Origin of the sequence: Microbacterium sp. LEMMJ01, from assembly GCF_002114135.1 — a bacterium.
In the GTDB taxonomy this organism is placed as follows: domain Bacteria; phylum Actinomycetota; class Actinomycetes; order Actinomycetales; family Microbacteriaceae; genus Microbacterium.
The window spans coordinates 190,927-214,109 of record NZ_NCTV01000017.1 but is presented as its reverse complement, the minus strand read 5'-3'; the positions used below and the strand labels follow the sequence as shown (position 1 = coordinate 214,109).

General features: G+C 70.0%; 21 protein-coding genes. 11 read left to right on the top strand and 10 right to left on the bottom strand.

What is annotated here, in order from left to right; genetic code table 11:
- Positions 1-24: 24 nt before the first annotated feature.
- Entirely contained in the window at positions 25-5,223 is a 5,199-nt protein-coding gene (locus B7W94_RS03475; protein WP_085604360.1) for an isopeptide-forming domain-containing fimbrial protein, read from the bottom strand.
- Positions 5,224-5,657: 434 nt separating this feature from the next.
- On the opposite strand from B7W94_RS03475, the gene B7W94_RS03470 reads away from it, so the two are divergent.
- Genes B7W94_RS03470 through B7W94_RS03455 form a run of 4 tightly spaced genes read left to right on the top strand, consistent with a single transcriptional unit; the run spans position 5,658 to position 7,906 of the window.
- Positions 5,658-5,999, top strand: coding sequence for a PadR family transcriptional regulator (locus B7W94_RS03470; protein WP_062637516.1), 342 nt, complete (start codon positions 5,658-5,660; stop codon positions 5,997-5,999).
- Between the two features lies 1 nt (position 6,000).
- Positions 6,001-6,372 (top strand): DUF1048 domain-containing protein, encoded by a 372-nt coding sequence (locus B7W94_RS03465; RefSeq protein ID WP_085604358.1) that lies wholly within the window; start codon positions 6,001-6,003, stop codon positions 6,370-6,372.
- Positions 6,369-7,142: an ABC transporter ATP-binding protein gene (locus B7W94_RS03460; RefSeq protein WP_085604355.1), complete on the top strand. Its 774-nt coding sequence runs from the start codon at positions 6,369-6,371 to the stop codon at positions 7,140-7,142. The genes B7W94_RS03465 and B7W94_RS03460 overlap by 4 nt, the downstream gene beginning before the upstream one ends.
- The gene (locus B7W94_RS03455; RefSeq protein WP_085604352.1) at positions 7,139-7,906 is read left to right on the top strand and encodes an ABC transporter permease; all 768 of its coding nucleotides are present in this window, start codon (positions 7,139-7,141) and stop codon (positions 7,904-7,906) included. The genes B7W94_RS03460 and B7W94_RS03455 overlap by 4 nt, the downstream gene beginning before the upstream one ends.
- Before the next feature lie 135 nt (positions 7,907-8,041).
- Here the strand turns inward: B7W94_RS03455 and B7W94_RS03450 are convergent, their stop codons facing one another.
- The 6 genes from B7W94_RS03450 to B7W94_RS03425 form a co-directional block, all read right to left on the bottom strand.
- Positions 8,042-9,544 carry a lipase maturation factor family protein gene (locus tag B7W94_RS03450; protein ID WP_085604985.1) on the bottom strand — a complete coding sequence of 501 codons (1,503 nt, stop codon included), beginning with the start codon at positions 9,542-9,544 and terminating at the stop codon, positions 8,042-8,044.
- Positions 9,545-9,600: 56 nt separating this feature from the next.
- The gene (gene bsh, locus B7W94_RS03445) at positions 9,601-10,578 is read right to left on the bottom strand and encodes a choloylglycine hydrolase (protein WP_085604350.1); all 978 of its coding nucleotides are present in this window, start codon (positions 10,576-10,578) and stop codon (positions 9,601-9,603) included.
- Between the two features lie 146 nt (positions 10,579-10,724).
- Positions 10,725-11,633, bottom strand: coding sequence for a glycine betaine ABC transporter substrate-binding protein (locus B7W94_RS03440; protein ID WP_085604347.1), 909 nt, complete (start codon positions 11,631-11,633; stop codon positions 10,725-10,727).
- Between the two features lie 162 nt (positions 11,634-11,795).
- Entirely contained in the window at positions 11,796-12,755 is a 960-nt protein-coding gene (locus tag B7W94_RS03435) for an ABC transporter permease (RefSeq protein WP_085604344.1), read from the bottom strand.
- Positions 12,755-14,116 carry a quaternary amine ABC transporter ATP-binding protein gene (locus B7W94_RS03430; protein WP_253247372.1) on the bottom strand — a complete coding sequence of 454 codons (1,362 nt, stop codon included), beginning with the start codon at positions 14,114-14,116 and terminating at the stop codon, positions 12,755-12,757. The genes B7W94_RS03435 and B7W94_RS03430 overlap by 1 nt, the downstream gene beginning before the upstream one ends.
- A 331-nt stretch (positions 14,117-14,447) precedes the next feature.
- Entirely contained in the window at positions 14,448-15,563 is a 1,116-nt protein-coding gene (locus B7W94_RS03425) for a class I SAM-dependent methyltransferase (RefSeq protein WP_085604982.1), read from the bottom strand.
- Between the two features lie 204 nt (positions 15,564-15,767).
- Here B7W94_RS03425 and B7W94_RS03420 point away from each other — a divergent pair, with 204 nt between their 5' ends.
- From B7W94_RS03420 to B7W94_RS03405, 4 genes are all read left to right on the top strand, one after another.
- Positions 15,768-16,157: a GntR family transcriptional regulator gene (locus B7W94_RS03420; RefSeq protein WP_025104181.1), complete on the top strand. Its 390-nt coding sequence runs from the start codon at positions 15,768-15,770 to the stop codon at positions 16,155-16,157.
- Positions 16,154-17,071 carry an ABC transporter ATP-binding protein gene (locus tag B7W94_RS03415; protein WP_025104182.1) on the top strand — a complete coding sequence of 306 codons (918 nt, stop codon included), beginning with the start codon at positions 16,154-16,156 and terminating at the stop codon, positions 17,069-17,071. The genes B7W94_RS03420 and B7W94_RS03415 overlap by 4 nt, the downstream gene beginning before the upstream one ends.
- A complete protein-coding gene (locus tag B7W94_RS03410) occupies positions 17,071-17,757 on the top strand; it encodes a hypothetical protein (RefSeq protein WP_085604342.1) in 687 nt (228 codons plus the stop codon). Before B7W94_RS03415 ends, B7W94_RS03410 begins: the two co-directional genes overlap by 1 nt.
- Before the next feature lie 175 nt (positions 17,758-17,932).
- On the top strand, positions 17,933-19,051 hold the full coding sequence (locus tag B7W94_RS03405) for an FUSC family protein (RefSeq protein WP_139833236.1): 1,119 nt from the start codon (positions 17,933-17,935) through the stop codon (positions 19,049-19,051).
- 1 nt (position 19,052) lies between these two features.
- Here B7W94_RS03405 and B7W94_RS03400 read toward each other — a convergent pair whose 3' ends face one another.
- On the bottom strand, positions 19,053-19,643 hold the full coding sequence (locus tag B7W94_RS03400) for a winged helix-turn-helix domain-containing protein (RefSeq protein WP_025104185.1): 591 nt from the start codon (positions 19,641-19,643) through the stop codon (positions 19,053-19,055).
- Positions 19,644-19,713: 70 nt separating this feature from the next.
- Between B7W94_RS03400 and B7W94_RS03395 the strand changes: the two genes are divergently transcribed.
- Entirely contained in the window at positions 19,714-21,012 is a 1,299-nt protein-coding gene (locus tag B7W94_RS03395) for an MFS transporter (RefSeq protein WP_085604339.1), read from the top strand.
- A gap of 15 nt (positions 21,013-21,027) precedes the next feature.
- Here B7W94_RS03395 and B7W94_RS03390 read toward each other — a convergent pair whose 3' ends face one another.
- On the bottom strand, positions 21,028-21,561 hold the full coding sequence (locus B7W94_RS03390; protein ID WP_025104187.1) for a hypothetical protein: 534 nt from the start codon (positions 21,559-21,561) through the stop codon (positions 21,028-21,030).
- A 201-nt stretch (positions 21,562-21,762) separates the two neighbouring features.
- Entirely contained in the window at positions 21,763-21,981 is a 219-nt protein-coding gene (locus B7W94_RS03385; RefSeq protein ID WP_025104188.1) for an SCO4848 family membrane protein, read from the bottom strand.
- Positions 21,982-22,100: 119 nt separating this feature from the next.
- Here B7W94_RS03385 and B7W94_RS03380 point away from each other — a divergent pair, with 119 nt between their 5' ends.
- Complete coding sequence (locus B7W94_RS03380; protein ID WP_231729557.1) at positions 22,101-22,724, top strand: RNA polymerase sigma factor; 624 nt, start codon at positions 22,101-22,103, stop codon at positions 22,722-22,724.
- Positions 22,721-23,176 carry a hypothetical protein gene (locus tag B7W94_RS03375; RefSeq protein ID WP_025104190.1) on the top strand — a complete coding sequence of 152 codons (456 nt, stop codon included), beginning with the start codon at positions 22,721-22,723 and terminating at the stop codon, positions 23,174-23,176. The genes B7W94_RS03380 and B7W94_RS03375 overlap by 4 nt, the downstream gene beginning before the upstream one ends.
- Positions 23,177-23,183 lie beyond the last annotated feature (7 nt).

Here is a 23,183-nt window from a genome sequence, read left to right as displayed (position 1 = left end):
GGGCGGGGCCTTCTTCGGAAACCGCTAGCTCTGCATGCGGCGACGTCGCACCAGCAGCAGCACCGCGCCGCCGATCAGCAGGGCGATCGCGAGGCCGAGGATCCACGGTGCCAGCTGTCCGCCGGTGAGGGCGAGCGGCGTCAGCACCCGGTTCTCGGTCGTGCTCGTCGGCGGGGTGATCGTCTCCCCGCCCGGCGGCGTGGCCGAGGCGGTGGCCACGTTCCGCAGCGTCGCCCCCGCCGCGTCGGCGTGCACGGTCACCGCGTAGGTGATCACGACGCGCTCTCCTTCGGCGAGGCTGCCCGTCCAGCGCAGCGTCGTGCCGTCGATCGTCGGCGCGGCCACCACACGGTCACCCACCGTGGCGGTCGCCGTGCCGCGGAGGTCGGCATGCCGCAGCACTCCGGTCAGGTCGTCCGTGACGACGACCTCGTCCAGACCCGTCTCGCCGGTGTTGGTGCCGGTGAGCGTGTACGTCACGACGCTGCCCGTCGCGACGGCGGAGCCGGACGCGGGGTCGGACGACTTGACGAACGTGAAGCCCGGGGTGCCGACGGGGTTCACCGTCGTCACCGGCGGCGGGGTCAGCTCGGCGCCGCCGGGAGGCGTGGCCGTGCCCTCGACGGTGTTCGCGATGATCGCACCGCCCGCGTCGCCGTGCACGGTCACCGAGTAGGTGATCGTGACACGCTGGCCGACCGCGAGGTCACCGGCCCAGGTGAGCTCGTCGTCCGCGACGACGGGCTCAGGCGCGGTGCCGTCGCTCAGGGTCGCCGTCGCGTCGCCGTTGTAGGCGGCGTGGGCGAGCACGCCCGACAGGTCGTCGAGGATGCGGACCGGAGTCAGCGCCGTCTCCCCCGTGTTCACGCCGGTCACCGTGTAGGTGACGACGCTGCCCGGGTCGACCCGGGTGCCGGACGCGGGATCGGCGGACTTGCGCAGCTCGAAGCCGGGCTTGTTCACGGGATTCTCGGTCGTCGCCGGCGGCGTCTCGATCGGCGGCACCCCACCCGGCGGGGTCGCCGAGCCGGAGGCCGAGTTCTCGAGGACGGCGCCGCCGGCCTCGGCGCGCACGGTCACCGAGTACGTGATCGTGACGCTCTCGCCGACCTGCAGCGCACCCGTCCAGGACAGCCGGTCCGCGGCCACCGTCGGCGCGGTCGTCGCCGTGCCGCCGATCGTCGCGGTCGCGTCGTCGTTGTACTCCGCGTGCGCCAGGACACCGGAGAGGTCGTCGGCGATGGTGACGGGGTCGAGAGCCGTCTCGCCCGTGTTCACACCGGTCACCGTGTAGGTGAGGACGGTGCCCGGGTCGACCGCCGTGCCCGCAGCCGGGTCGACGCTCTTCGAGACGGAGAATCCGGGCTCGTTGACCGGGTTGGTCGTGACACCGGGCGGCGGCGTGATCGTCGATCCTCCCGGCGGGGTCGCCGTCGCGGACGCCGCGTTCTCGATCACGGTGCCGACGCCGTCGGCGCTCACGGTCACGGAGTAGGTGACGGTCACGGTCTGGCCGACTGCGAGCGCTCCCGTCCACGACAGCTCGGTGCCGTCCAGGGTCGCGGGAGCCGCAGCAGCACCTGCGATGCTCGTCACGGCGTCCGCATTGAACGTCGCGTACGGCAGCACACCGGACAGGTCGTCGGTGATCGTCACCGGATCGAGCACCGTCTGGCCCGTGTTGGCCGCGGTCAGCGTGTAGGTGAGCACGTCACCCGGGTCGACAGCGGTACCGGCGGCGGGGTCGACGGTCTTGGCGAACGTGAAGCCGGGCTCGTTCACGGGGTGCTCCGTGCTCGACGGCGGCGGCGTGATCGGCGTGCCGGGAGTCGTGGGACTCTCGGGGTCGCTCGGGTCGGCGGGGATCAGCGGGGTCGCCTCTCCGGTGGCCGTGTTCGCGATGGTCTCGCCGCCGGCGGTGGCGTCGACGGTCACCGAGTAGGTGATCACGACGTCCTGGCCGGGGCGCAGCACGCCGTTCCACGAGAGGGCGCCGTCGGCCACGCGGACGTCGCCGCGGGTGGCGGACACGTCGTCGTTGTAGGACGCGTGGGCCAGCGCCGCGCGCAGGTCGTCGCCGATCTCGACGGGGTCGAGGACGGTGTCGCCCGTGTTGCGGCCGGTCACGGTGTACGTGATCACGCTGCCGGGGTCGACCCGCGTGCCCGACTCCGGGTCGGCCGTCTTGGTGACGGTGAACCCGGGCGTCGCGACGGGGTGCTCCGTCGTCGCCGGCGGGGTCTCGACCGGGGTGCCCGGCGTGGTCGGGCTCTCCGGGTCGGTCGGGTCGGTCGGGATCAGCGGGGTGCCCTCACCGGACACCGTGTTGCGGAGCAGCACGCCGGTCGCATCCTCGTCCACCGTCACCGTGTAGGTGATGTCGACGCGGTCGCCGGGAGCGAGCGTCCCGGTCCAGGTGAGCGTGGTGCCGGAGAGCGCGACGGATCCGGACGAGGCCTTCGCGTCGCCGCCGTACTCCGCGTTCGCGACGACGGCCGAGAGGTCGTCGACGATGGTCGCGGGGTCGAGGACCGTGTTGCCGGTGTTGACGCCCGAGACCGTGTACGTGAGGGTGTCGCCCGCGCGGACGGCGGTGCCGGAGGCCGGGTCGGCCGACTTCGAGACCTCGAAGCCGGTGTCGACGACGGGGTGCTCCGTCTCCGCCGCGGGCGGGACGATCGGGGTCCCCGGGGTCTTCGCCCCGGAGGGGTCGGCGGGGTCGGTCGGGATCTGCGGCGTGGCCGATCCGGTGACGACGTTGTGCAGCAGGGCCTTCTCGACACCCGCATCCACCGTCACCGTGTAGCGGATCGTGACCGATTCCCCGCGCGGGATGGCCCCGGTCCAGGTGAGGGTGGCGTCGGCGACCCGCACGGAGCCGCGGTCGGCCGTGACGTCGTCGTTGTAGCCGGCGGAGCCGAGCACGCCCGACAGGTCGTCGACGATCTCCGCGGGATCGAGGTCGGTGTCGCCCGTGTTGGTGCCGGTGATCGTGTAGGTGATCGTGTCGCCCGCCGACACGGCCGAGCCGGAGGCGGGGTCGGCCGACTTCGAGATCGTGAAGCCGGAGCCGATCACGGGGTGCTCGGTGGTGACCGTCGGCGGGACGATCGGCTCACCGGGAACCTGCGGCCCGGTCGGGTCGCCCGGGTTCGGGGTGGTCGGGGTGCCCGATCCGGTCACGCTGTTGCGCAGGATCTCGCCGGAGGTGTCATCGCCCACGGTCACCGAGTACGTGATCGTCACGGTCTGTCCGGGCTGGAGCGTTCCGGTCCAGGCGAGGTCGTTCCCGGTCAGGGTCGCACCGCCCGTGGTCACGGTCGTGCCGCCGACCGCGGTCCTGATGTCGTCGTTGAAGGCGGCGTTCGCGAGCACGCCGGAGAGGTCGTCGGTGACGGTCACCGGGTCGAGGACGGTCGCGCCGGTGTTCGTGCCGGTGACGGTGTACTCGATGGTCTGTCCCGGCTCCACCACGGTGCCTGCGGCGGGATCGGAGGTCTTCGCGACCTCGAAGCCGGCGACCGGGTGCTCGGTGGTGACGGCCGGTGGGGTCGTCGGGGGCAGGCCCCCGGGCGGGGTGCCGGATGCGGTGACGCGGTTGGCGATGCGCTCGCCCTCCACGCCCTCGTCGACGACCACGGAGTAGGTGATCGTGAGCACCTGCCCGGGCTCGAGGGCGCCGGTCCAGGCCAGGTCGTCGCCCGTGACGGTGGCGGCGCCGGACGACACCGGGTCACCGTCGATCGCCGTCGCCACGTCGCCCTGGTACTCGGCGTTGGCGAGCACACCCGACAGGTCGTCGGTCACGGTGACCGGGTCGAGGCGGGTGTTGCCGGTGTTCTCGGCCTGCACCGTGTAGGTCAGTCGCTGGCCGGCCTGCACCGCAGTGCCGTCGGCGGGGTCGGAGGTCTTGCGGAGAGCGAGGTCCGGCGCGAGGCGGACGTTCGTGTAGGTGCAGGTGACGTCGGTGCCGAGCGGGCCGGCCGGCTGGGTGACCTGCCCGTCCGCGGTGACGGCCACCGGGGTGGTCGAGCCGTCGGCGTTCACCTGCCGGCAGACGAGGGAGGCGTCGTACTTCGTGAGGTCGGTCGAGCCCGCCGCCGATTCGGAGAGCCGGAAGGTGTCGCCCTGGTTCGTGAAGACGGGACCGGCGTAGTCCGGCTGCAGACCGGAGCGGTCGCCGCGGGTGACGGCGTCGGTCTGCGCGACCTGGTAGCCGGCCGGCGACTGCACCCGGAGGCCGAACTGATCGGTCGCCGCGTGACGGCCCTCGGGGAGGTCCTTCTTCAGCGTCAGCGTGTTCGGGAACGTGCAGCTCGCCATGTCGGTCGGCGAGAAGGTGCCCAGCTGGGTCGTGTTGACCGTCTCCCCGCGGGGCAGGTCGACCTCGATGATGCGGTTGCCGCCACCGGAGACCGAGACGAAGATGTGGCCGAGGTTTCCGAAGGCGATGCCGTTGCCCTGCACGCCGGCGCCCATGTCGTGCACCTGCTTGGCGTCGATCGTCGCGGTGCTGGGTTCGAGCGTGGCCGGGAGGTCGGAGGAGTAGATGAAGTTGTCGGCGACGAGCACGAGCTGACCGGAGGCGCTGAAGGCCATGTCGCCGTTGGCGCCGAACGCGCTGCTGCCCGTGGTCGGACGGAGGGTTCCGACCTGCGTGTAGGTCTGCGGCGTGACGTTCTCGTTCCACGCGTAGAGGTTGATGGCGCCGTTCACCGTGCCGCTGGCGAAGTAGTAGACGCCCGTCACGGGGTGCACGGCGCCGCGCAGCACCGAGGAGTTCAGCGTGAACGTCGTCTGCGCGGTCGTGTCGGTGACGCGGTCGTGCTTGGCCAGCGTCTTGGTACCGGCGGCGTTGGTGACCGTGTAGGCGTACCGCCCGGTCGAGGAGAGGCCGAGGGCGTTGTTCGAGTGGTTGGTGCCGAGGTTGATGGAGCTGAGCGTGCCGCCGTCGCCGGGGGCACCGCCCTGCTCGTTCACGGCGAACTCACGCACCTCGGTGGCGCTCTGCACGTACACCGCTCCCGGCGTGCACAGGAACGGCTCCGCCGCGGCGGCCGGTGCGGCGGTCAGCGTCCCGCCGACGACGATCATCGACGACGCGACGATCGCCGTGCTCACGGCACCGCCGATCAGCCTCTTCGTCCGGCCCCGCCAGCGGCTGTGCCGCTCCGGCGGAAGGCCATCGGACGTGCGGTCCTTGCGGGCAACACGGAATCCCATGACTGCTCTCCCCATTCATCGCGTTCCGGCACGCATCCGCGCACACGGAAGCCCCCGCCCCCTCAGGCGACCGCCGAGCACCCTTTCGGGCAGGGTGGACTCGGTCCGGGCCTCCGCCAGCCTGCCGGTCCGCCGCGGAGCCCTCCGGCCGAACCGGGGGAATTCACCCCTCCTTTTCACCCCTCCCCTCTCTCCCCTCTCTCCCCTCTCTCCCCTCCTCTTCTTTCCGCCGAGACCCCGGGTTGTCGTCGACACCCCGGGGTCTTCGCGTCGCCACCCAGGGGTCTCGCCGCGTACCCGGGGTCTCGGCGGAAAGAGGGGTGAGAAAGTTCAGTATTCGGTGTTGCTAAGTACCGGTACTCAGTGATACTTTGTACCGGTACCCAGCAACACTGAGTACCGAACGGAAGACACTGGAACGAGAGGAGGGGACGATGGGCAAGCAGATGACCGAGATGCTCAAGGGAACCCTGGAGGGCATCGTGCTGGCCCTCCTCGCCGAGCAGCCGGCCTATGGATACGAGATCACCACGCGTTTGCGGGAGCACGGCTTCACCGACACCGCGGAAGGCACCGTCTACGCCCTGCTGGTCAGGATCGAGCAGAAGAAGCTCGTCGACGTCGAGAAGGTGCCGAGCGAGAAGGGCCCGCCCCGCAAGGTGTACACCCTGAACGCGCAGGGCCGACAGGAGCTGGAGGAGTTCTGGACGACCTGGGACTTCCTCCGCACGCACATCGAACGACTCAACACGAACACCACCAACAAGGAGAACTGACATGGCCGCGAAGTGGATCGAAGCGCTCAGCGGATCGCTCGAGCAGAAGAAGCAGTACAAGCAGGCGAAGGCGCGAATCGAGGCTCTGCCGGAGCCGTACCGCACGGTCGCCAACGCCCAGCACCGCTACACCATGTACTACGGGGGGATCACCGACGGGGACACCCTCGTGCAGATCTTCCTCGACCTCGCCGACCTGTGGGAGCGCGCCGCGATCGACGGCACCCCGATCGACGACATCATCGGCGACGACCCCGTCGAGTTCGCCGAGAACTACGCCGAGGCCTACGGCGGCACGCAGTGGGTCGACAAGGAGCGCGCGCGGCTGAACAAGGCGGTCGCGGAGGCGAGGAAGAAGGAGGACGAGTCATGACGACGCCAGCCCTCTCGGTGCACGGCATCGAGAAGTCGTACAAGGATCTGCACGTGCTGCGCGGCGTCGACTTCGAGGTGGAGCGGGGATCGATCTTCGCCCTCCTCGGGTCGAACGGCGCGGGCAAGACCACCATGGTGCGCATCCTCTCCACGCTGCTGAGGGCCGACGCGGGCACCGCGACGGTGCAGGGCATCGACGTCGCGGCGAACCCGGTCGGAGTGCGCGAGCGCATCAGCCTCACCGGACAGTTCGCCGCGGTCGACGAGATCCTCACCGGACGCGAGAACCTCGTGCTGGTCGCGAAGCTGCGGCATCTGCCCGACGCCGGCGCGGTGGCCGATCGGCTCCTCGCGCGCTTCCGGCTCACCGAGGCCGGCGGCCGCAAGGTCGGCACGTACTCCGGCGGGATGCGGCGCCGGCTCGACATCGCGATGAGCCTGGTCGGCGACCCCGAGGTCATCTACCTCGACGAGCCGACCACGGGCCTCGACCCCGAGTCGCGCATCGAGGTGTGGGACGTCGTGAAGGAGCTCGCGGGCGGTGGCACGACCGTGCTGCTCACCACGCAGTATCTCGACGAGGCGGAGCAGCTGGCCGACCGCATCGCCATCCTGCACGAGGGCCGCATCATCGCGAACGACACGCTCGCCGGGCTCAAGCGGCTGCTTCCGCCCGCGAAGGTCGAGTACGTCGAGAAGCAGCCCACCCTCGAGGAGATCTTCCTCACCCTCATCGGCCCCTCATCCGGAAAGGAGAAGGCAGCATGACCACGCACTTCGCCGCCGACACGGCGACGCTCACCAGCCGCTCCATGCGGCACATCTTCCGCAGCCCCGACACGATCATCACCACCGCGGTCACCCCGATCGCCCTGATGCTCCTGTTCGTGTACGTCTTCGGTGGCGCTCTCCAGCAGAGCACCGGCGCCGAGAACTACGTGAACTACCTGCTGCCGGGCATCCTGCTCATCGCGATCGCGTCGGGCATCGCCTACACGGCGTTCCGGCTGTTCACCGATATGCAGAGCGGCATCTTCGAGCGGTTCCACTCCATGCCGATCGCCCGGTCGAGCGTGCTGTGGGCCCACGTGCTGACGTCGCTCACCGCGAACGCCATCACCCTCGCGATCATCTTCGGGGTCGGGTTCCTCATGGGGTTCCGCACCGGCGCGAGCGTCTGGGCCTGGCTCGGCGTGATCGGCATCCTGATGCTGTTCACACTGGCACTCACGTGGCTGGCGATCATCGCCGGCCTGAACGCCAAGACGGTCGACGGCGCGAGCGCCTTCTCGTATCCGCTGATCTTCCTCCCCTTCATCAGCTCGGCGTTCGTGCCGACCGACACCATGCCGGCACCGGTGCAGTGGTTCGCCGAGAACCAGCCGGTGACCTCGATCGTCAACTCCATCCAGGCGTTGTTCGCGGGGGAGCCGGTCGGGTCCGACATCTGGGTCGCTCTCGCCTGGTGCGTCGGGATCCTCGTAGTCGCCTACGTGTTCGCGATCATCTCGTACCGGAAGAAGGTCAGCTGATCGACGCTCAGCGAGACGGAACGCTCCGACCGGGGACTCTCCCCGGCCGGGGCGTTTCGCCGCGCTCGGCGGCCGTTCGAATCGCCTGAATGGCTCCATCCGGCCCGGATTTGCCGCACAGTGCGCGACTCGAAGTCAGCGGAGGCCGACCGGACCGAGCACCACGCGGCGACCGGACCGCACCCAGACGGCGCCGTCGACACGATGCTCGGCGCGGGTGGTGAAGCGGTAGCGGTACGACACGGCGCGCACCCACCGCGGCCGCTCGCCGTGGAAGGGGTCCACACGCAGCATCCGCAGCGTCGGGGCATCCGCCTCCAGCAGCCGCACGAGGAACACGGAGAACCAGTCGTCCAGCGAGTGCCCGAGCGGCAGGAACCACATGAGCCAGTCCAGCCGCAGGTGATACGGGGCGAACTGCCGCGGGATCCGCCGCACGTCCCCGGGCTTCCCACGGAACTCGTACTCGCGCCAGTGCCGGCCCTCCTCGTCGTCCGACCCCTCCACGACGATCTCGATCCGCTCCCGCGTGACCGTGCCGAAGGCTCCGTAGGCGTTGGCGAGCTGCCAGCGGTGGAAGCTCGCGTTCATGAGCTGTCGTCGCGCGAAGAGGTTGCGCACGGCGGGCACGCTCAGCACGACGAACAGCGCCCCGACCACCGAGGTCACCACGACCCACCACAGCGGCATGCCGGACACCGTCCACGGCAGCGAGGTCTCCGGCGTCCGCTCCGGAGTCCCGATGCCGGGGAGGCCGATCGCGGAGAACCCGAGCACGATCGTCGCCCAGTTCAGCCACGCGAAGTTCCCGGTGAGCACGAGCCACAGCTGCGTCGCGATCACGATCCCGCCCGCGACGGCACCGACCCACGCGACCCCTTCGACAAGCTCAGGGACCCAGCCACCGCTGTCGGGGAGCCACAGCGACAGCAGCGGGGCGAAGAGGAAGAACGGCACGACGAGCTGCGCGACGTGGTTCCCGACGACCTCGAGCTTGTGGAACCACCGCGGCAGCAGATGCGCCTGGCGGCTCAGCGGCCCGGGCATCGGCTGGGTCTCGTGGTGGAAGGTCATCGCGGTGAGGTCGCGCCACTCGCGTCCGCCGCGGATCTTGATCATCCCGGCGCCGAACTCCAGCCGGAACAGCAGCCACCAGAACAGCACGATCACCACGGTCGGCGGCGGCTGGTCGTTCGAGCCGAGGAAGGCCGCGAGGAACCCCGCCTCCAGCAGCAGCATCTCCCACCCGAACGAGTAGAAGGTCTGCCCGATGCTCACCACCGACATGTAGCCGAACCACAGGGCGAGGAAGGCGAGCATCGGCACCCACGGCGGCCCGAGCTGGGGCACCCCGGCGATGAGCAGGGCGGCGATGACGATCCCCGCCCAGGACAGCGCGACCAGACGCCGGTCGGTGTAGCGGACGCGGGTGAAGAGCGTGGGGTGCAGCAGCTTCCGGCGCTCGCGCTTCTGCGCCACCCAGTCCAGCAGCACGGGCGCGGGCAGGAGTCCGTGCTCACCGAGGAGCGGACGGAACTGGTTGAGCGTCGAGACGAACGCGACGAGGTACAGCGCCGCGATGCCCCGCTGCAGGACCTCGCGGGCGAACCCGAAGTCGACCGCCGCGAACCCGTCCACGGCCACAGGCTACGCCGCGGCCGCCCTCCCGATGAGGGGGTTGCGCGGAGCGGAGATCAGTTCTGCATCGCGATCTGCTGCCCCTTCACGAGCGGGTACGCCGCGAGCTCGGAGCCGTCGAGATCCTCCTTGTGCATGTCCACACCGGTGATCTGGCTGTTCTCGTAGGTCGTGTAGTAGTACACGCCCGTCGCGGTGTTGGCGCACGACGAGTAGATGGTGATCTCGTACTTCTCCTCGTCGCCGACCTGCACGCACCCGCGCTGCTGGGCGACAGAGCCGAGGATCTGGAAGAACTGGCTGATCGACTCCGACTCCGACGTCCCGCACACCGAGTTCATGCGCGTGAACACCGCCTTCACGAACCGGGACGACGACGACAGGTCTCCCGGCAGCCCGATCCCGCCCATGCCGCGACTGTAGAGGTCCATCGGCACGTCCGAGGCGAACGTGTTCTCCGGCTGCCGCTTCGAGAGGTGCTGATAGTCGTTGAGCCGGAAGCTCTGGATGTCGAACGTGGGGTTGTTCGTGAGCACGCCCCACGGGTTGTCGTAGACCTTGAGGCCGCCGCGCACGCTCTCGACCGTGATCGATGCGCTCTTGTCGGCGATGATCCAGTGCAGCGGCGACAGCGGGAACTCCGGGCTGAAGTTGATGTCGACGAGGCTCACCGACCGGAGGGCCTCCTTCACCTCGGCCACCGTCTCGAACTGTCCGAGGACCCAGGGGATGAACTCGAACGGCGTGACCTCGGTGTCCCCCGACCCCGGTGCCGGGTAGTGCGCGTTGTCCGGGAAGTTGAGCCCCGCCATGCCGAGCCCCTTCTCGTTGACCGCGTCGTAGTAGAGCGGGTAGCCGTCGGCGATCGTCGCGATCCCGATGATCGCGTGGTGCGTCGGCATCGACGGCAGCCGGTGGAACGGGAACGGGAAGTTCCGCGGTGTGACGGTCACGGTCTCGTTGTACGAGAACTCCAGATCGAGATTCCTCCCGAAGTAGTGGTCGGCGGTCGTGAAGCTCAGTCCTGTGCACATGGTCGTGTCCCCCCATCCGCGGGCCGGTCGACCCGCCGGTTTCGCGCCATGCTTCCACCTTCCGCCCCCGAATGTAAGTGGGGTCACCCATGACGAAGGAGGGCCTCCCGCTGCGGGAGACCCTCCTTCGAGACGTGCGACGGGTGTCAGCTCGTGACGGTCCAGTCGAACTGGTCGCCGTACTCCTCGAGCCAGGCGTCGACCGCGTCGGCTTCCTTGCCCTCGCCGTACTCGTTGACCACGAGGTCTTCGAGCGCGCCGTACTGCTCGTCGTCGAGCTTGATCTTCTCGATCAGCTCCGCCGCCTCCGGGAACTCGTCCGCGAAGCCCGCGGTGCCCAGGAAGTGCAGGCCCTCGGCCTTGCCCATGGCGCCCTTCGGGTCTTCGAGGTCCTTCACGGGGAAGGCGTCGTTGGCCCAGAACGGACGCCACAGCGTGACGACGATGTCCTCCTTCTTGTCGGTCGCGGTCTTGAGCTCGGTGAGCATCGCCGCGGTCGACGAGGTGACGAGCTCGTACTCGCCGTCGAGGCCGTACTCGGGCATCATCTTCTGGGTCTGGGCGGTCAGGCCCGCACCCGGCTCGATGCCGTAGATCTTGCCGTCGAAGTCGGCGCCCTTGCCCGCGAGGTCCTCGATCGAGGCGAGCTCGGAGTACTCCGGCACCGCGAGGGTCAGCTTGGCGTTCTCGTAGTACGTGCCGAGGTCTTCGATGTCGTCGCCGTACTTGTCCATGTAGGAGGCGTGGGTGAGTTCCGGCCACGCCGACGGGTACATGTCGACATCGCCCTGTGCGAGCCCGGTGTAGAGCGGGCCGGCCTCGGTGAGCGTCTTCATCTCGACCGTGTAGCCGATCTTCTCGAGCTGATCCTGGAGGAGGTAGGCGGTGCTGAGGCCGTCGGTCCAGGAGGGCAGGAACCCGAGGGTGATGGTGCCCTTGTCCTCGGCACCGTCGCCGCCGCCGCTCGTGCCACCGGCGCCGTCGCCGCTGCATCCGGCGAGGGTGAGCGCTGCGGCAGCCCCGAGGGCGGTGATGGTCAGGATCTTCTTCTTCATGTGACTCTCTCTCTTGCGTTCCGTATGTGGTTCAGGAGGTGCGGACGAGGCCGCGGGACAGCTGTGCCGGGATCGAAACCGTGCCGGGATCCGCGCCCCAGCGCCCCATTTCCGTCCCGCACCGGACGTAGCGGGGTGGGACGGAAACGGGGACGCGGGGGCTCAGGCGCGGGCGAGCTCGGATTCGGTCGGGGCCTCCTCGGCGGGCACGGAGGCTGCGGACTCCGACGCCACGGGAGCGGAGGGCCGGGACGAACCGCGACCCTTCAGCATGCCGAGGAGCGAGGAGCGGTTCTCGCCGGGCGCGCCCAGAGCGGCGGTCACCCGGTCGAGGAACACGGCGATGAGCACGACGCCCAGTCCGGCCTCGACGCCCTTGGGGATGTTGATCGTCGAGATCGCCTCGACGACCATCTTCCCGAGCCCGTCGGCACCGGCCATTCCGGCGATGACCGCCATCGACAGGGCGAGCATGATGACCTGGTTGACGCCGGCCATGATGGTCGGCATCGCGAGCGGGAGCTGGATGCCGCGGAGGATCTGCCCCGGCGTCGCTCCGAAGGCGTGTCCGGCCTCGACGGTCTCCGCGTCGACGCCGCGGATGCCCAGCTCGGTCAGGCGCACGCCGGGAGGCAGCGCGAAGATCACGGTGGCGACGAGTCCGGGCACCACACCGATGCCGAAGAACACGATCGCCGGGATCAGGTACACGAATGCCGGCATGGTCTGCATGAAGTCGAGCACCGGCTTCAGCGTCGCGCGCACGGTCGCATTGCGCGCCGACCAGATGCCGAGCGGCACCGCGATCAGCACGGCCACGACGGCGGCGACGAGCACCAGGGCGAGCGTCTGCATCGCCGGCACCCAGAGGTCCATGGCGACGATGAGCCCGAACGACAGGATCGTGCCGATGGCGAGCTGCCACGAGCGCACGAGCCAGGCGATCAGCGCCGCGATCACGATGATCACGGCGAAGTGCGGCGTGAGGAGCAGACGGGTGAGACCGTCGACGAGGAAGCTCACCACGAACGAGACCGCGTCGAGCAGGCCGTCGAGGTTGGCGGTGATCCAGTCGACGCCGGCGGCGACCCAGTCGCCCACGGGGATGCGGAAACCGTCCATCAGCGCACCTCCTCCGCCTGTGCCTCTGAGCCGAAGCCACCCTGTGCCTCTGACCCGAACCCATCCTGGGTCCCTGAGCTCGTCGAAGGGCCGGGCTCGGCCGTCCATCCATCGTCGAGCACGGCGTCGATCTCGGCCTGGGGCATGGGGGTCATCGGCAGCAGGATCTCCTCGGTCGCTCCGGGCCCGGGACCGAGCGCCGCGAGCAGGGTGACGCGCGGGATCACTCCCGCGAGGCGGCCGTCGGCATCCGTCACCGCGAGGGGCAGCGGCGACTCGACGGCGGGGACGAACAGGTTCATGAGGACGTCGTCCTCGCGCACGCTCTGCAGCACCGGCTTGATGATCGAGTCGAGGCGCGTGGCGCCCTGCCGCACGAGCTTCACGGCGTCGCGGTCGGTGACCACGCCGACGAGCTGGCGATCCTTGCCGACCACGTAGGTCGCCGACATGTAGGCGTCGCGCATCTGGCGGAGCGCGGTGCGAGGACCGGCCGACTCGGCGACGACGGGGCGCGGACGCTCCATCACGTTGGCGGCGGTGAGCACCCGGGCACGGTCGACGTCCTGCACGAACTGCTCGACGTAGTCGTTCGCCGGGTCCATGAGGATGTCCTCCGGCGTGCCGATCTGCACGATGCGGCCGTCGCGCATGACGGCGATGCGGTCACCGAGGAACATGGCCTCGTTGAGGTCGTGCGTGATGAAGACGATGGTCTTCTGGAGCTTCTGCTGCAGCTCCAGAAGCTGCTCCTGCATCTCGCGGCGGATCAGCGGATCGAGCGCGCTGAAGGCCTCGTCCATGAGCAGGATGTCGCTGTCGGCCGCGAGGGCGCGGGCGATGCCCACGCGCTGCTGCATGCCGCCGGACAGCTCGGACGGCAGCTTGTCGCCCTGACCCTCGAGCCCGACGAGGGCGAGGATCTCCTCGGCCTTGGCCTGGCGCTCGGCCTTGCCGACGCCCTTGAGCTCGAGCGGGTAGGCGACGTTCGCGGCGACCGTGCGATGCGGCAGCAGCGCGAAGTGCTGGAACACCATCGAGATGCGGTCGCGGCGGATCTCCCGCAGGCGGGCGGCCGGAATGCCCGTGATCGGGTCGCCGCCCACGGTGACGGTGCCCGCGGTGATGTCGTGCAGCCCGTTGAGCATGCGGATGATGGTGGACTTGCCCGATCCGGACAGGCCCATGATGACGAAGATCTCACCGCGGTTGACGGTGAAGCTGGCGTCGATGACGGCGGCGGTCCCCGCGTCGGCGACGGCGGCACGGCTCTCCCCTGCCTTCAGCCGGCGGACGGCGGCGCTCGGATTCCTCCCGAACACCTTGTACAGATGGCGCGCTTCGAGTGCTGTTTCGGACACGTTTCCCCTGCGGCTCGGCCTTCGGGTGGCTGAGCCTGCTTCGGTCACGCCCGGGTGATCCTCACGAGGCCGTTCGACGTCTTCGCTGTGGCGGCACAGGCGGCGGATTTCGGATCCGCCGCAGAGGGGATCGACCGTACGCCCACGCCTCTTCGCCGCACAGCTCATCGAAGGAAGGACGTGACCGCGGACTGGTCTATGGGCCGTCAGGCCCGCAGACCAACGTAACGAAATGGCCGGTCAGCGGCAAATCCTGCACTGCGGACGTGCCCGGGTTTCCGGCGCTGACCGGGGGATAGTACGAGCGTCTAGCAATCTCGGCGCACCGTGCTCACGGGCGACGAACGGAGCGCGTCACCGTGAACTTCGGGGTGCGCCGGAGCTGCTCGGTGGGGCCGATGAGCCGTGTCAGCTCGGCCCGGTAGCCGAGGCTCGAGTTGTACACCGTGAACAGCTCCCCGTCCGGTCGGAGCAGGCGCGCGGCGGCCTCGAACAGGCGGGTCGCGGCGCCGGTGTGCACGCTGGCGCCGAGGTGGAACGGCGGATTCAGGAGCACCGTGTCGAAGCTCCCCGCGGCGAGCGCCGACCCCGCGTCGTCGTGGGTGACCTCGACCCGATCGGCCACCCCGTTCGCCGACGCGGTGGCGCGGGCGGAGGCGACGGCGGCGGCCGAGCGGTCCGTGGCGACGACCAGGTCCCGCGGGTGAGCACGCGCCCAGGACACGGCGAGCGCTCCCGTCCCGCAGCCGAGGTCGAGCACGCGGCGGCCGGCATCGTTCCCGTCGAGGTCGAGCACATCGAGCAGCGTGCGGGTGCCGATGTCGAGACGGGGTCCGGCGAAGGCGCCGCCGTGGGCGACAAGGACGAGATCGCCGTGCCGCGCCGACACCGGGAACGGCGGGGACTCCGGTACGGGGAGGGGTTCAGTGGCGACGAGCAGCCGCGACTTCCGCTCGGCGCGCTGCGCCTGCACGTGGGCGAAGCTCCGCGCCAGGACGTCGTTCTGACCGAGGGACATGTGCTTCACGCGGCCACCCGCGACGAGCACCGCGTCCGCGGCGGCCCAGCGGGCCACGGCGTCGGCGATCTCCTCCAGTTCGGCGAGGGCCTTCGGCAGTTGCAGCAGCACCAGTCTCGCTCCGGTGAGCAGATCGGCATCGAGCTCGTGCGGCGCGAACCCGCTGATTCCCAGCTCCTCGGCGTTGCGCGCGAGGGCGCGGCGTCCGGTCGCGAGGTCCTGATGCACCCGGACACCGGAGCGCCCGGCCGCCGTGAGCGCCAGCGTGATCGCGCCGTACTCGTCACCGATCACGACCGTCTCGGACCCCGGCACGTCGAGCGCGAGTGCGCGCTCCACGAGCAGGAGGTCGGTCGCATCGTGGGCCTGGAGGTTGTCCGCCTCGACGTCGGGCCAGCGACGCAGGCGGCTGTAGGGGAACTCCGGCACCAGCCCACTGTACGCGGCCCGCGCCACCCCCTCCCCGTGCACAACTTCGGAGCTGACGGCCGACACGCCGCCGGAACCGACCGTCAGGCGGCATGTCGGCGGAGATCTCCGAAGCTGTGCCCGCCCACATCCAGAGGGGTTGACACCATGGTTGGTTCCGTGGTTACTTAGTTGAGTAAGTAACCACCGAACCACGGAGGACTCGTGATCGAAGAAGGCAAGCCGCTCTTCCTCCAGATCGCCGAGCAGATCGAGGACTCCATCCTCGACGGCTCGCTGGCCGAGGAGGCGCAGGCCCCTTCGACGAACGAGCTCGCCGCGTTCTACCGCATCAACCCCGCCACCGCTGCGAAGGGAGTCGCCATGCTCACCGACAAGGGAGTGCTCCACAAGCGCCGAGGCATCGGCATGTTCGTCTCGGAAGGCGCCAGGGAGCTGCTCCTCGGCGAGCGCCGCGCGGCCTTCGCCGACCGCTACATCGACCCGCTCCTCGCGGAGGCCCGCACGCTGGGTCTCGGCGCGGAAGACCTCGCGGACCTGCTCCGGCAGCGCGCCGCATCCGCCCCCACCCCAGAAGGGAAGAACCCCGCATGACCGCCGTCATCGAGGTGCAGAACCTCACCAAGCGCTACAAGGAGAAGCGGGCGCTCGACAACGTGTCGCTCGCTCTCGAGGGAGGCTCGATCTACGGGCTCCTCGGCCGCAACGGCGCCGGGAAGACGACACTCATGTCGATCCTCACGGCCCAGAACTTCGAATCCTCCGGCACCGTGAAGGTGTTCGGCGAGCACCCGTACGAGAACGCCCATGTGCTCGGCCGGATCTGCTTCGTGCGGGAGAGCCAGAAGTACCCGGACGATGCGACCCCGCGGCACGCGTTCGCCGCCGCGCGCCTGTTCTTCCCGCACTGGGACCAGGGCCTCGCGGACGAGCTCATCGCGGAGTTCCAGCTGCCGATGAAGCAGACCATCAAGAAGCTCTCCCGCGGGCAGCTCTCCGCGGTCGGCGTCATCATCGGCCTGGCCTCCCGCGCCGAGATCACGTTCTTCGACGAGCCGTACCTCGGGCTCGACGCGGTCGCCCGGCAGATCTTCTACGACCGCCTCGTGGAGGACTACGCGGAGCACCCGCGCACGATCATCCTCTCCTCGCACCTGATCGACGAGGTCGCGAACCTCATCGAGAAGGTCATCGTGATCGACAACGGCCAGATCCTCCTCAACGAGGACACGGATGCCGTCCGCGACCGCGCCGTGACCGTCGTCGGGGATGCCGCGAAGGTCGACGCCTGGGTCGGCGATCGCGAGGTGCTGCACCGCGACGAGCTCGGTCGCGTCGCCTCCGTCACCGTGCTCGGCGCCCTCACCGCCGACGATCGCGCGGAGGTGCGGGCCGCCGGCCTCGACCTCGCCCCCGTCTCGCTGCAGCAGCTCATCGTCCGCCTCACCCAGAAGGCGGAGACCCGCTCCGGCACCAGAGCCGACGCCACCACGGAAGGAGTCCGCTGATGCGACGCACACTCAACGTCATCCGCCTGCAGCTCATCAACCGGCAGACCTTCGTCTGGGTGCCGCTGATCATCCTCGCCTCGGCCGTGGTGATCTCGGTCCTCATCTACGCGATGATCCCCGGCGACGCCCCCAAGTACGGCGGAGGCGGCCAGGCCCCGCTGTGGTACTTCTTCGCGATCGGGCTGTCGGCCATGACGCTGACCTTCCCGTTCTCGCAGGCCATGAGCGTCACGCGGCGCGAGTTCTTCATCGGAACGCTGCTGACCGCGATCCTCGGCAGCGCGCTGCTCGGGATCCTCTTCCTCCTGGGCGGCGCGATCGAGCTGGCCACGAACGGGTACGGAGTGAACGGCTGGGTGTTCCACCTGCCGTGGCTGTGGGAAGCCGGCCCGCTCGGCGCCTTCGTCGTCTACTTCACGCTCGCGCTGTTCTTCTTCGTGGTCGGGTTCACCGGCGCGACGATCTACAAGAGCTGGGGTCCGATGGTGCTCACCATCGTCGGCGTCGCCCTGGCGCTCCTCCTCGTGGGGGTCGTGTTCCTCGTGACACGGCTCGAGCTGTGGGGCGACGTGTGGCTCGGCATCCTCGACCTCGGGGCCGTGGGCCTCGCCCTCTGGGGGCTCGTGGTCGTCACCGTCCTCAGCGTCGTCTCCTTCCTCGCGTTCCGTCGGGCCACGCCCTGACGCGACGACCGGAATCCGCGAATGCCGCGGCCGCGCACCCCGCGCGGTCGCGGCATCCGCGTTCGGCCGCCCTCTACCCGGCGACCGGAGCCGGGGCAACCCGGTGGCCGCACGCCGCCTGCGGGCCCTATCCTCGCCGGACAGGACCACCCGACCGCCGCGAGGAGAGGATGACGTGACGCCCGACCTCTCGCGCCTGCGCGTCCGCGAACGCCGCTCATACCTCGCCCGCAGCGTCCGCGAGGCCGTCCGCCCCGCTCGTCTGCTCCTCGTGGCCAAGACAGCACTCGCCGTCGGGCTCGCGTGGACGATCGCGCCGCACATGCCGGGGGTCACCGACGAGTACCCGTATTACGCTCCCCTGGGCGCGCTCGTGAGCATGTACCCCACGCTCATGGGATCCATGCGGTCGAGCCTGCAGACCCTGTTCGGTCTGGCCACCGGCATCGGTCTGGCCGCGCTGATCGTGCTCACGGTCGGGCCGACGTGGTGGACGATCCCCCTCGTGGTCGGCCTCGGCGTCCTCGTCTCCGGCACCGGCTGGTTCGGCGTCGGCAAGGAGTACGTCCCGATGGCGGCGCTGTTCGTGCTCATCATCGGCGGTCAGAACGCGGACGACTACTCCCTCGGCTACCTCGCCCAGATGGGGGTCGGGATCGTCATCGGTCTGGTGGTGAACCTCCTCTTCGCCCCCGCCCCGCTCATCGGATCGGCCGAGGCGCGGGTGGAGGAGTTCCGACGACAGCTCGCCGGGCACCTCCACGACATCGGCTCCGCGGTCTCGGAGTCCTGGCCGCCGGAGACCGCACAGTGGGCCGACGATGCCGCAGCGCTCGCCGAGACCACCGCCGACCTCCGTGCCGCCCTGGCCGAGGCCGACGAGAGCGTCCGCTACAACCCGCGCGCGCGACGCCGGCATGCGGGCACCGCCCACATCCACGAGCAGCTCTCCACGCTCGACCGCATCGCGCACCTCATCCGGGACATCGCCGACGCGACGGCCGACACGATCTGGAAGCGTCCGGCGGCCATGCCCCTGGATCCGGCGCTGCCCGCGCCGTTGTCGGCGGCCTGCCACGCCGTCGCCGACGTCATCGCGGAGGACGACCCCGCCTCGAGCGCGGCGCACCGCCGCCGCGCGGAGGCGGCGCGGGCGATCCGGCTCCTGCTGGAGAAGGTCGACGACCGCACGTTCGACGTGCGCAGCTCGATGGGACCGGGCGTGCTCACGGCGATGCACCTCCGCCGCATCCTCATCCTCAGCGGCGAGCGCCTCGACGACGAAGACGAGTGAGTCAGATGGTGTCGTCGGCGACGACGATGTCCAGCTGCCAGTGACGGCCCGCGGGGTCGGTGTCGTCGTGCGCGTCGTCGGCGGCGGAGAGCACGTCATCGATCTTGTGCATCACGTCGTCGAACTCGGCCTCGGTCAGTCGGATGGTGCGCTGCACGAACGACGCATGCACCTCGGCGGTGCGACCGGACACGTACTCGGGCGTCCAGGCCACCACCCGGCGCAGTAGGTCGACGTGGTCCTCTGCGAGCGCGGCCACCACCGCATCGCCGAGCGCCTCGTCCGCGACCGGATTCTCCGGACCGCCGACGGTGAGGGCCCCCTTGCGTCCCGTCCACACGCGGTCGCGGCGGTCTCTGGCCTGCTCCGGAGCCTCCTCGATGAGCCCCGCCTCGGCGAGCACCCGCAGGTGGAAGCTGGCGCTGTTGGCCGGCACGTCGAGCGCACCGGCGATGTCCGCGGCGCGCAGGAAACCGCGGCGTGCGATGAGGCGGAGGATCTGGCGGCGCAGCGGGTGCGAGTAGGCCTTGAGCATGGCCGAGGTCATGAAGGCGGCGTCCTCCCGAGAGGTCTTCTCCGCGTCGTCAGCCATTCCCCGATCCTAGTCACGCAAATGCGCACGAACAGTTGCGCAATTATTCTTGCGGAACTATCGTCGAGCCATGAGCACGACGACCACGCCGCACCGCCTGTGGCAGAACACGCGCTACCTCACCTGGCTCGTCAGCGACACGAGCAAGGGGCTCGCCTCGGCGCTCTTCGGGTTCGCCGTCCCGCTCCTCGCGCTCGTCATCACGAACGACCCCGCACAGGCCGGCATCATCGCGGGGGCGGGCATGGTGGCACGGGTGCTGCTCACCCTCGTGGGCGGGATCATCGCGGACCGGCACCGGCGCATCGTGCTCATGCTCGTCGGCTCGATTCTGGGGATCGTGCTGGCCGGGGCCTTCACCCTCCTCGCCCTCGGCGGCGCCCTCACCTTCGCGACCCTCCTCGTGATCGACGTGCTGCTGGCCGCGCGGAGCGGCCTCTTCGACGTCGCCGGCGAGAGCGCGCTGAAGGAGATCGTCCCGGACGACGCGATGGGGCGCGCGCAGGCCGCGAACCAGGGGCGCGATGCGGCCCTTCAGCTCGCCGGCGGACCCCTCGGCGGCCTGCTCCTCGGGGTGGGCGGCTGGCTCGTCGGCGCGGTCATGACCCTGTGCCACCTCGTCGCCGCCGTGACCGCCGGGCTCCTCGGGGGACAGGTCCGGCGCGCGGGCATCGCCGACGTCGGCGCTCTGGACGAGGACGACGGCGGCGCGCCCCCCGCGCGCCCGAACGCCTGGCGGGAGTTCCGCGAGGGCTTCGGCTGGCTGCTGTCCCGCCCCGACCTCGGCGGCGTCATGCTCATCATGACCATCGTGAACCTCGGCTTCAACGCCGCGATCACCACGGCCGTCTATGCGCTGCAGCAGGCGGGCCATTCCGAACTCCTCATCGGAACCGTCAGCGCGGCCATCGGCGCCGTGATGCTCGTCGGCGCGATCGTCGCCCCGCTCCTCGTGCCCCGGATCCCGGCGGGCGTGCTCACGATCGGCGGGCTCGCAGTGGTCGCCCTCGGCGCCGTCGTGCTGTCGTTCGCGTCGGCGCCGTGGACCGTCGCCGCCGTCCTCGGTGCCACGGTGCTGCTCGTCCCCGCCCTGAACGCCGGGATGATGGGCTACTTCATGGTGGCCACGCCGTCTCGACTGCTGGGACGCGCGAACAGCGCCATGGGGGTCCTCGCGATGGGCGCGATGCCGCTCGCCCCGCTCATCGCCGGCTTCGGCCTGGCCGGGCTCGGACGACAGGGCACCATCCTCATCTGCGCGGCCCTGTGCGTGGTGGCCGCCGCCCTCGCGATCGGGAACCGCGCCCTCCGCAGCCTCCCGGTCGAGTCTCGCTGGGCCGCGCACGCCGCCCGGTACGAGGGGGACTGAGGTGGAGACACTGCGCTAGTCGCCTGGCGTCGGGCCAGTGACGTCGGCGGCACCGAACAGCAAGCTGTCGACGACCTGGTCGCGCCGGGCCGGCCGCGCGGTGGTGTACCTCAGCAGATCTTCGAAGTGAGAGAACACGACGACCGCTTCTTCGAACTCTGGCTCGGAACCGTGGACGACTGCTCCGTCGTCTCGCACCGCCAGGTACTCGTATCCGTTGCGAACGGAAAGCAGGATGGGTGCGTGGCGCCTCCAGAAACGGGAGACCGCGACCGCCTCATCATCCGTCGTCGCAGCCTGGATGCTCAGCAGTTCACACTCGTTCCACGCGAACGCCCCCTCCGCGCCGGTCGAGTAGTCGTCGCGGGACAAGAACCACACTGTCTCGTCTGAGCTCGACAGGAGTGAGAACGAGGACACCCAGCGGATCACCGTTTCGGGTGCCGCGCGCAGCGGGGAGGGAACGCCGTTCTCCATCGACGTCGGCGGCTCAAACGTCCACCCGGCTTCCTGCAAGCTTCCGGCGGCACTTCGGAAGAGTTCCGGCATGCTCCCAGGCTACCGATCCGCACGAATCACCCTTCAGCAACCAATCCTGCGACAACCGCCGTGCCGATTCTCCCGATTCTCGTCTTGTTCAAAGACGTCTAGCGCGTAGAGCTGAACACATCTCGCCGGCGGCTCACCCGGGACAGTGGTCGCGATCGATGTCGGTCGCCGTCACATCAGAGCCGATAGGAGACCACCGGTTCATGGCGCGAGCGCGAGCACGGTGATCCCCGCCGCCGCGGAGGCCACGGCCAGCACCAGCGCGATCGCGATGAGGATGACGTGCACGCGGAGGAACGGGGTGGCCTTGCCGTTCTCGTCCCTGGCACGCGGGTCCTTCGCGACGCGGCTGTAGAACCGCGGCCAGACGAGCACGTTGAAACCGGCGTTGAGGAACAGCACGACGACGAGAGCGATCACCCCTCCACGCTAGCGAGGGCGGCGTCGCACCACGGATCCGGCCGTCGGAATTCTTGGACGGCGACATGTATCACCGAGCCCTTGCCGTGCTCCTGGTTGGTGTGATCACAATGGGCTTCATGATCGACGGTGCCCCCGGCGCCGCCTTCGATCCGGCATCCGACGACGGGCGCGCACGCTGGGAACGCGCCGCGGACCTGTTCGATGCGTGGCGCGATGGCGACGGCCGCTCGATGGACGACCTGGTGCGGCTGATGACGCCCGTGCTCTGGCACGTCGTGCGCGCCTACGGCCTCGAACGCACCCTCGCGGAAGACGTCGTGCAGACGACCTGGCTTCAGCTCGTGCGCGGCCACGGCGCCATCGCCGACTCGCGTGCCGTCTCCGCCTGGCTCACGACCACCGCCCGCCGCGAGGCCTGGAAGGTCGGCAAGGCCGTCGGTCGCGTCGACACCGCGGAATCCGACGACCTGGACGCCCTCCTCCCGGAGCAGGCGTCCGCCGAGGAGCACGCCGCGCTCGACGACGAGAACCGCCGACTCTGGGCCGCCGTCCGCCGCCTCGCCGAGCGCTGTCAGCGCCTGCTCCGGGTGATCGCCTTCGAGGACCGCCCGGACTACGCGCGCCTCGCCCGCGACCTCTCCATGCCGGTCGGCAGCATCGGCCCGACCCGCAGCCGCTGCCTCGCGAAGCTCCGCGACCTCCTCGACGCCCCGGCCACCCGGACGGAGGGACGATCATGAGCGATGAGGACGACGCCCGGCTGTTCGCCCGCCTGCGCAGCCTCTGGAGAGAGGTCGATCCGGTCCCGGCCGGCCTCATCGACCGGATGGTCGCCGCGGTCGCCGCGGACGGGCTCAACCGCGAGTACGCGCTGCTCACGCTCGTGGAAGGCCAGCTCGGCGCGGTCCGCGGCGAGACCGACGCCCTCACCCTGCAGTTCAGCGACGGCAGCACGAGCATCCTCCTCCACGTCACGACGACCGCGTCCGGGCGACGGCGGATCGACGGCTGGGTGGACACCGCCGCCGCGGAGATCCTGTTGCTGCAGGGCGAGCGCGAGCGCCGCACGACCCCGGCGGAGACCGGCCGATTCGTGTTCGACGAGGTGCCGTCCGGGCTCAGCCGCGTGCGCCTGACCGCGACGGTCGGCGATGAGACCCGCACCCTGGAGACCCCGCAGTTCGAGTTGTGACCCCGCA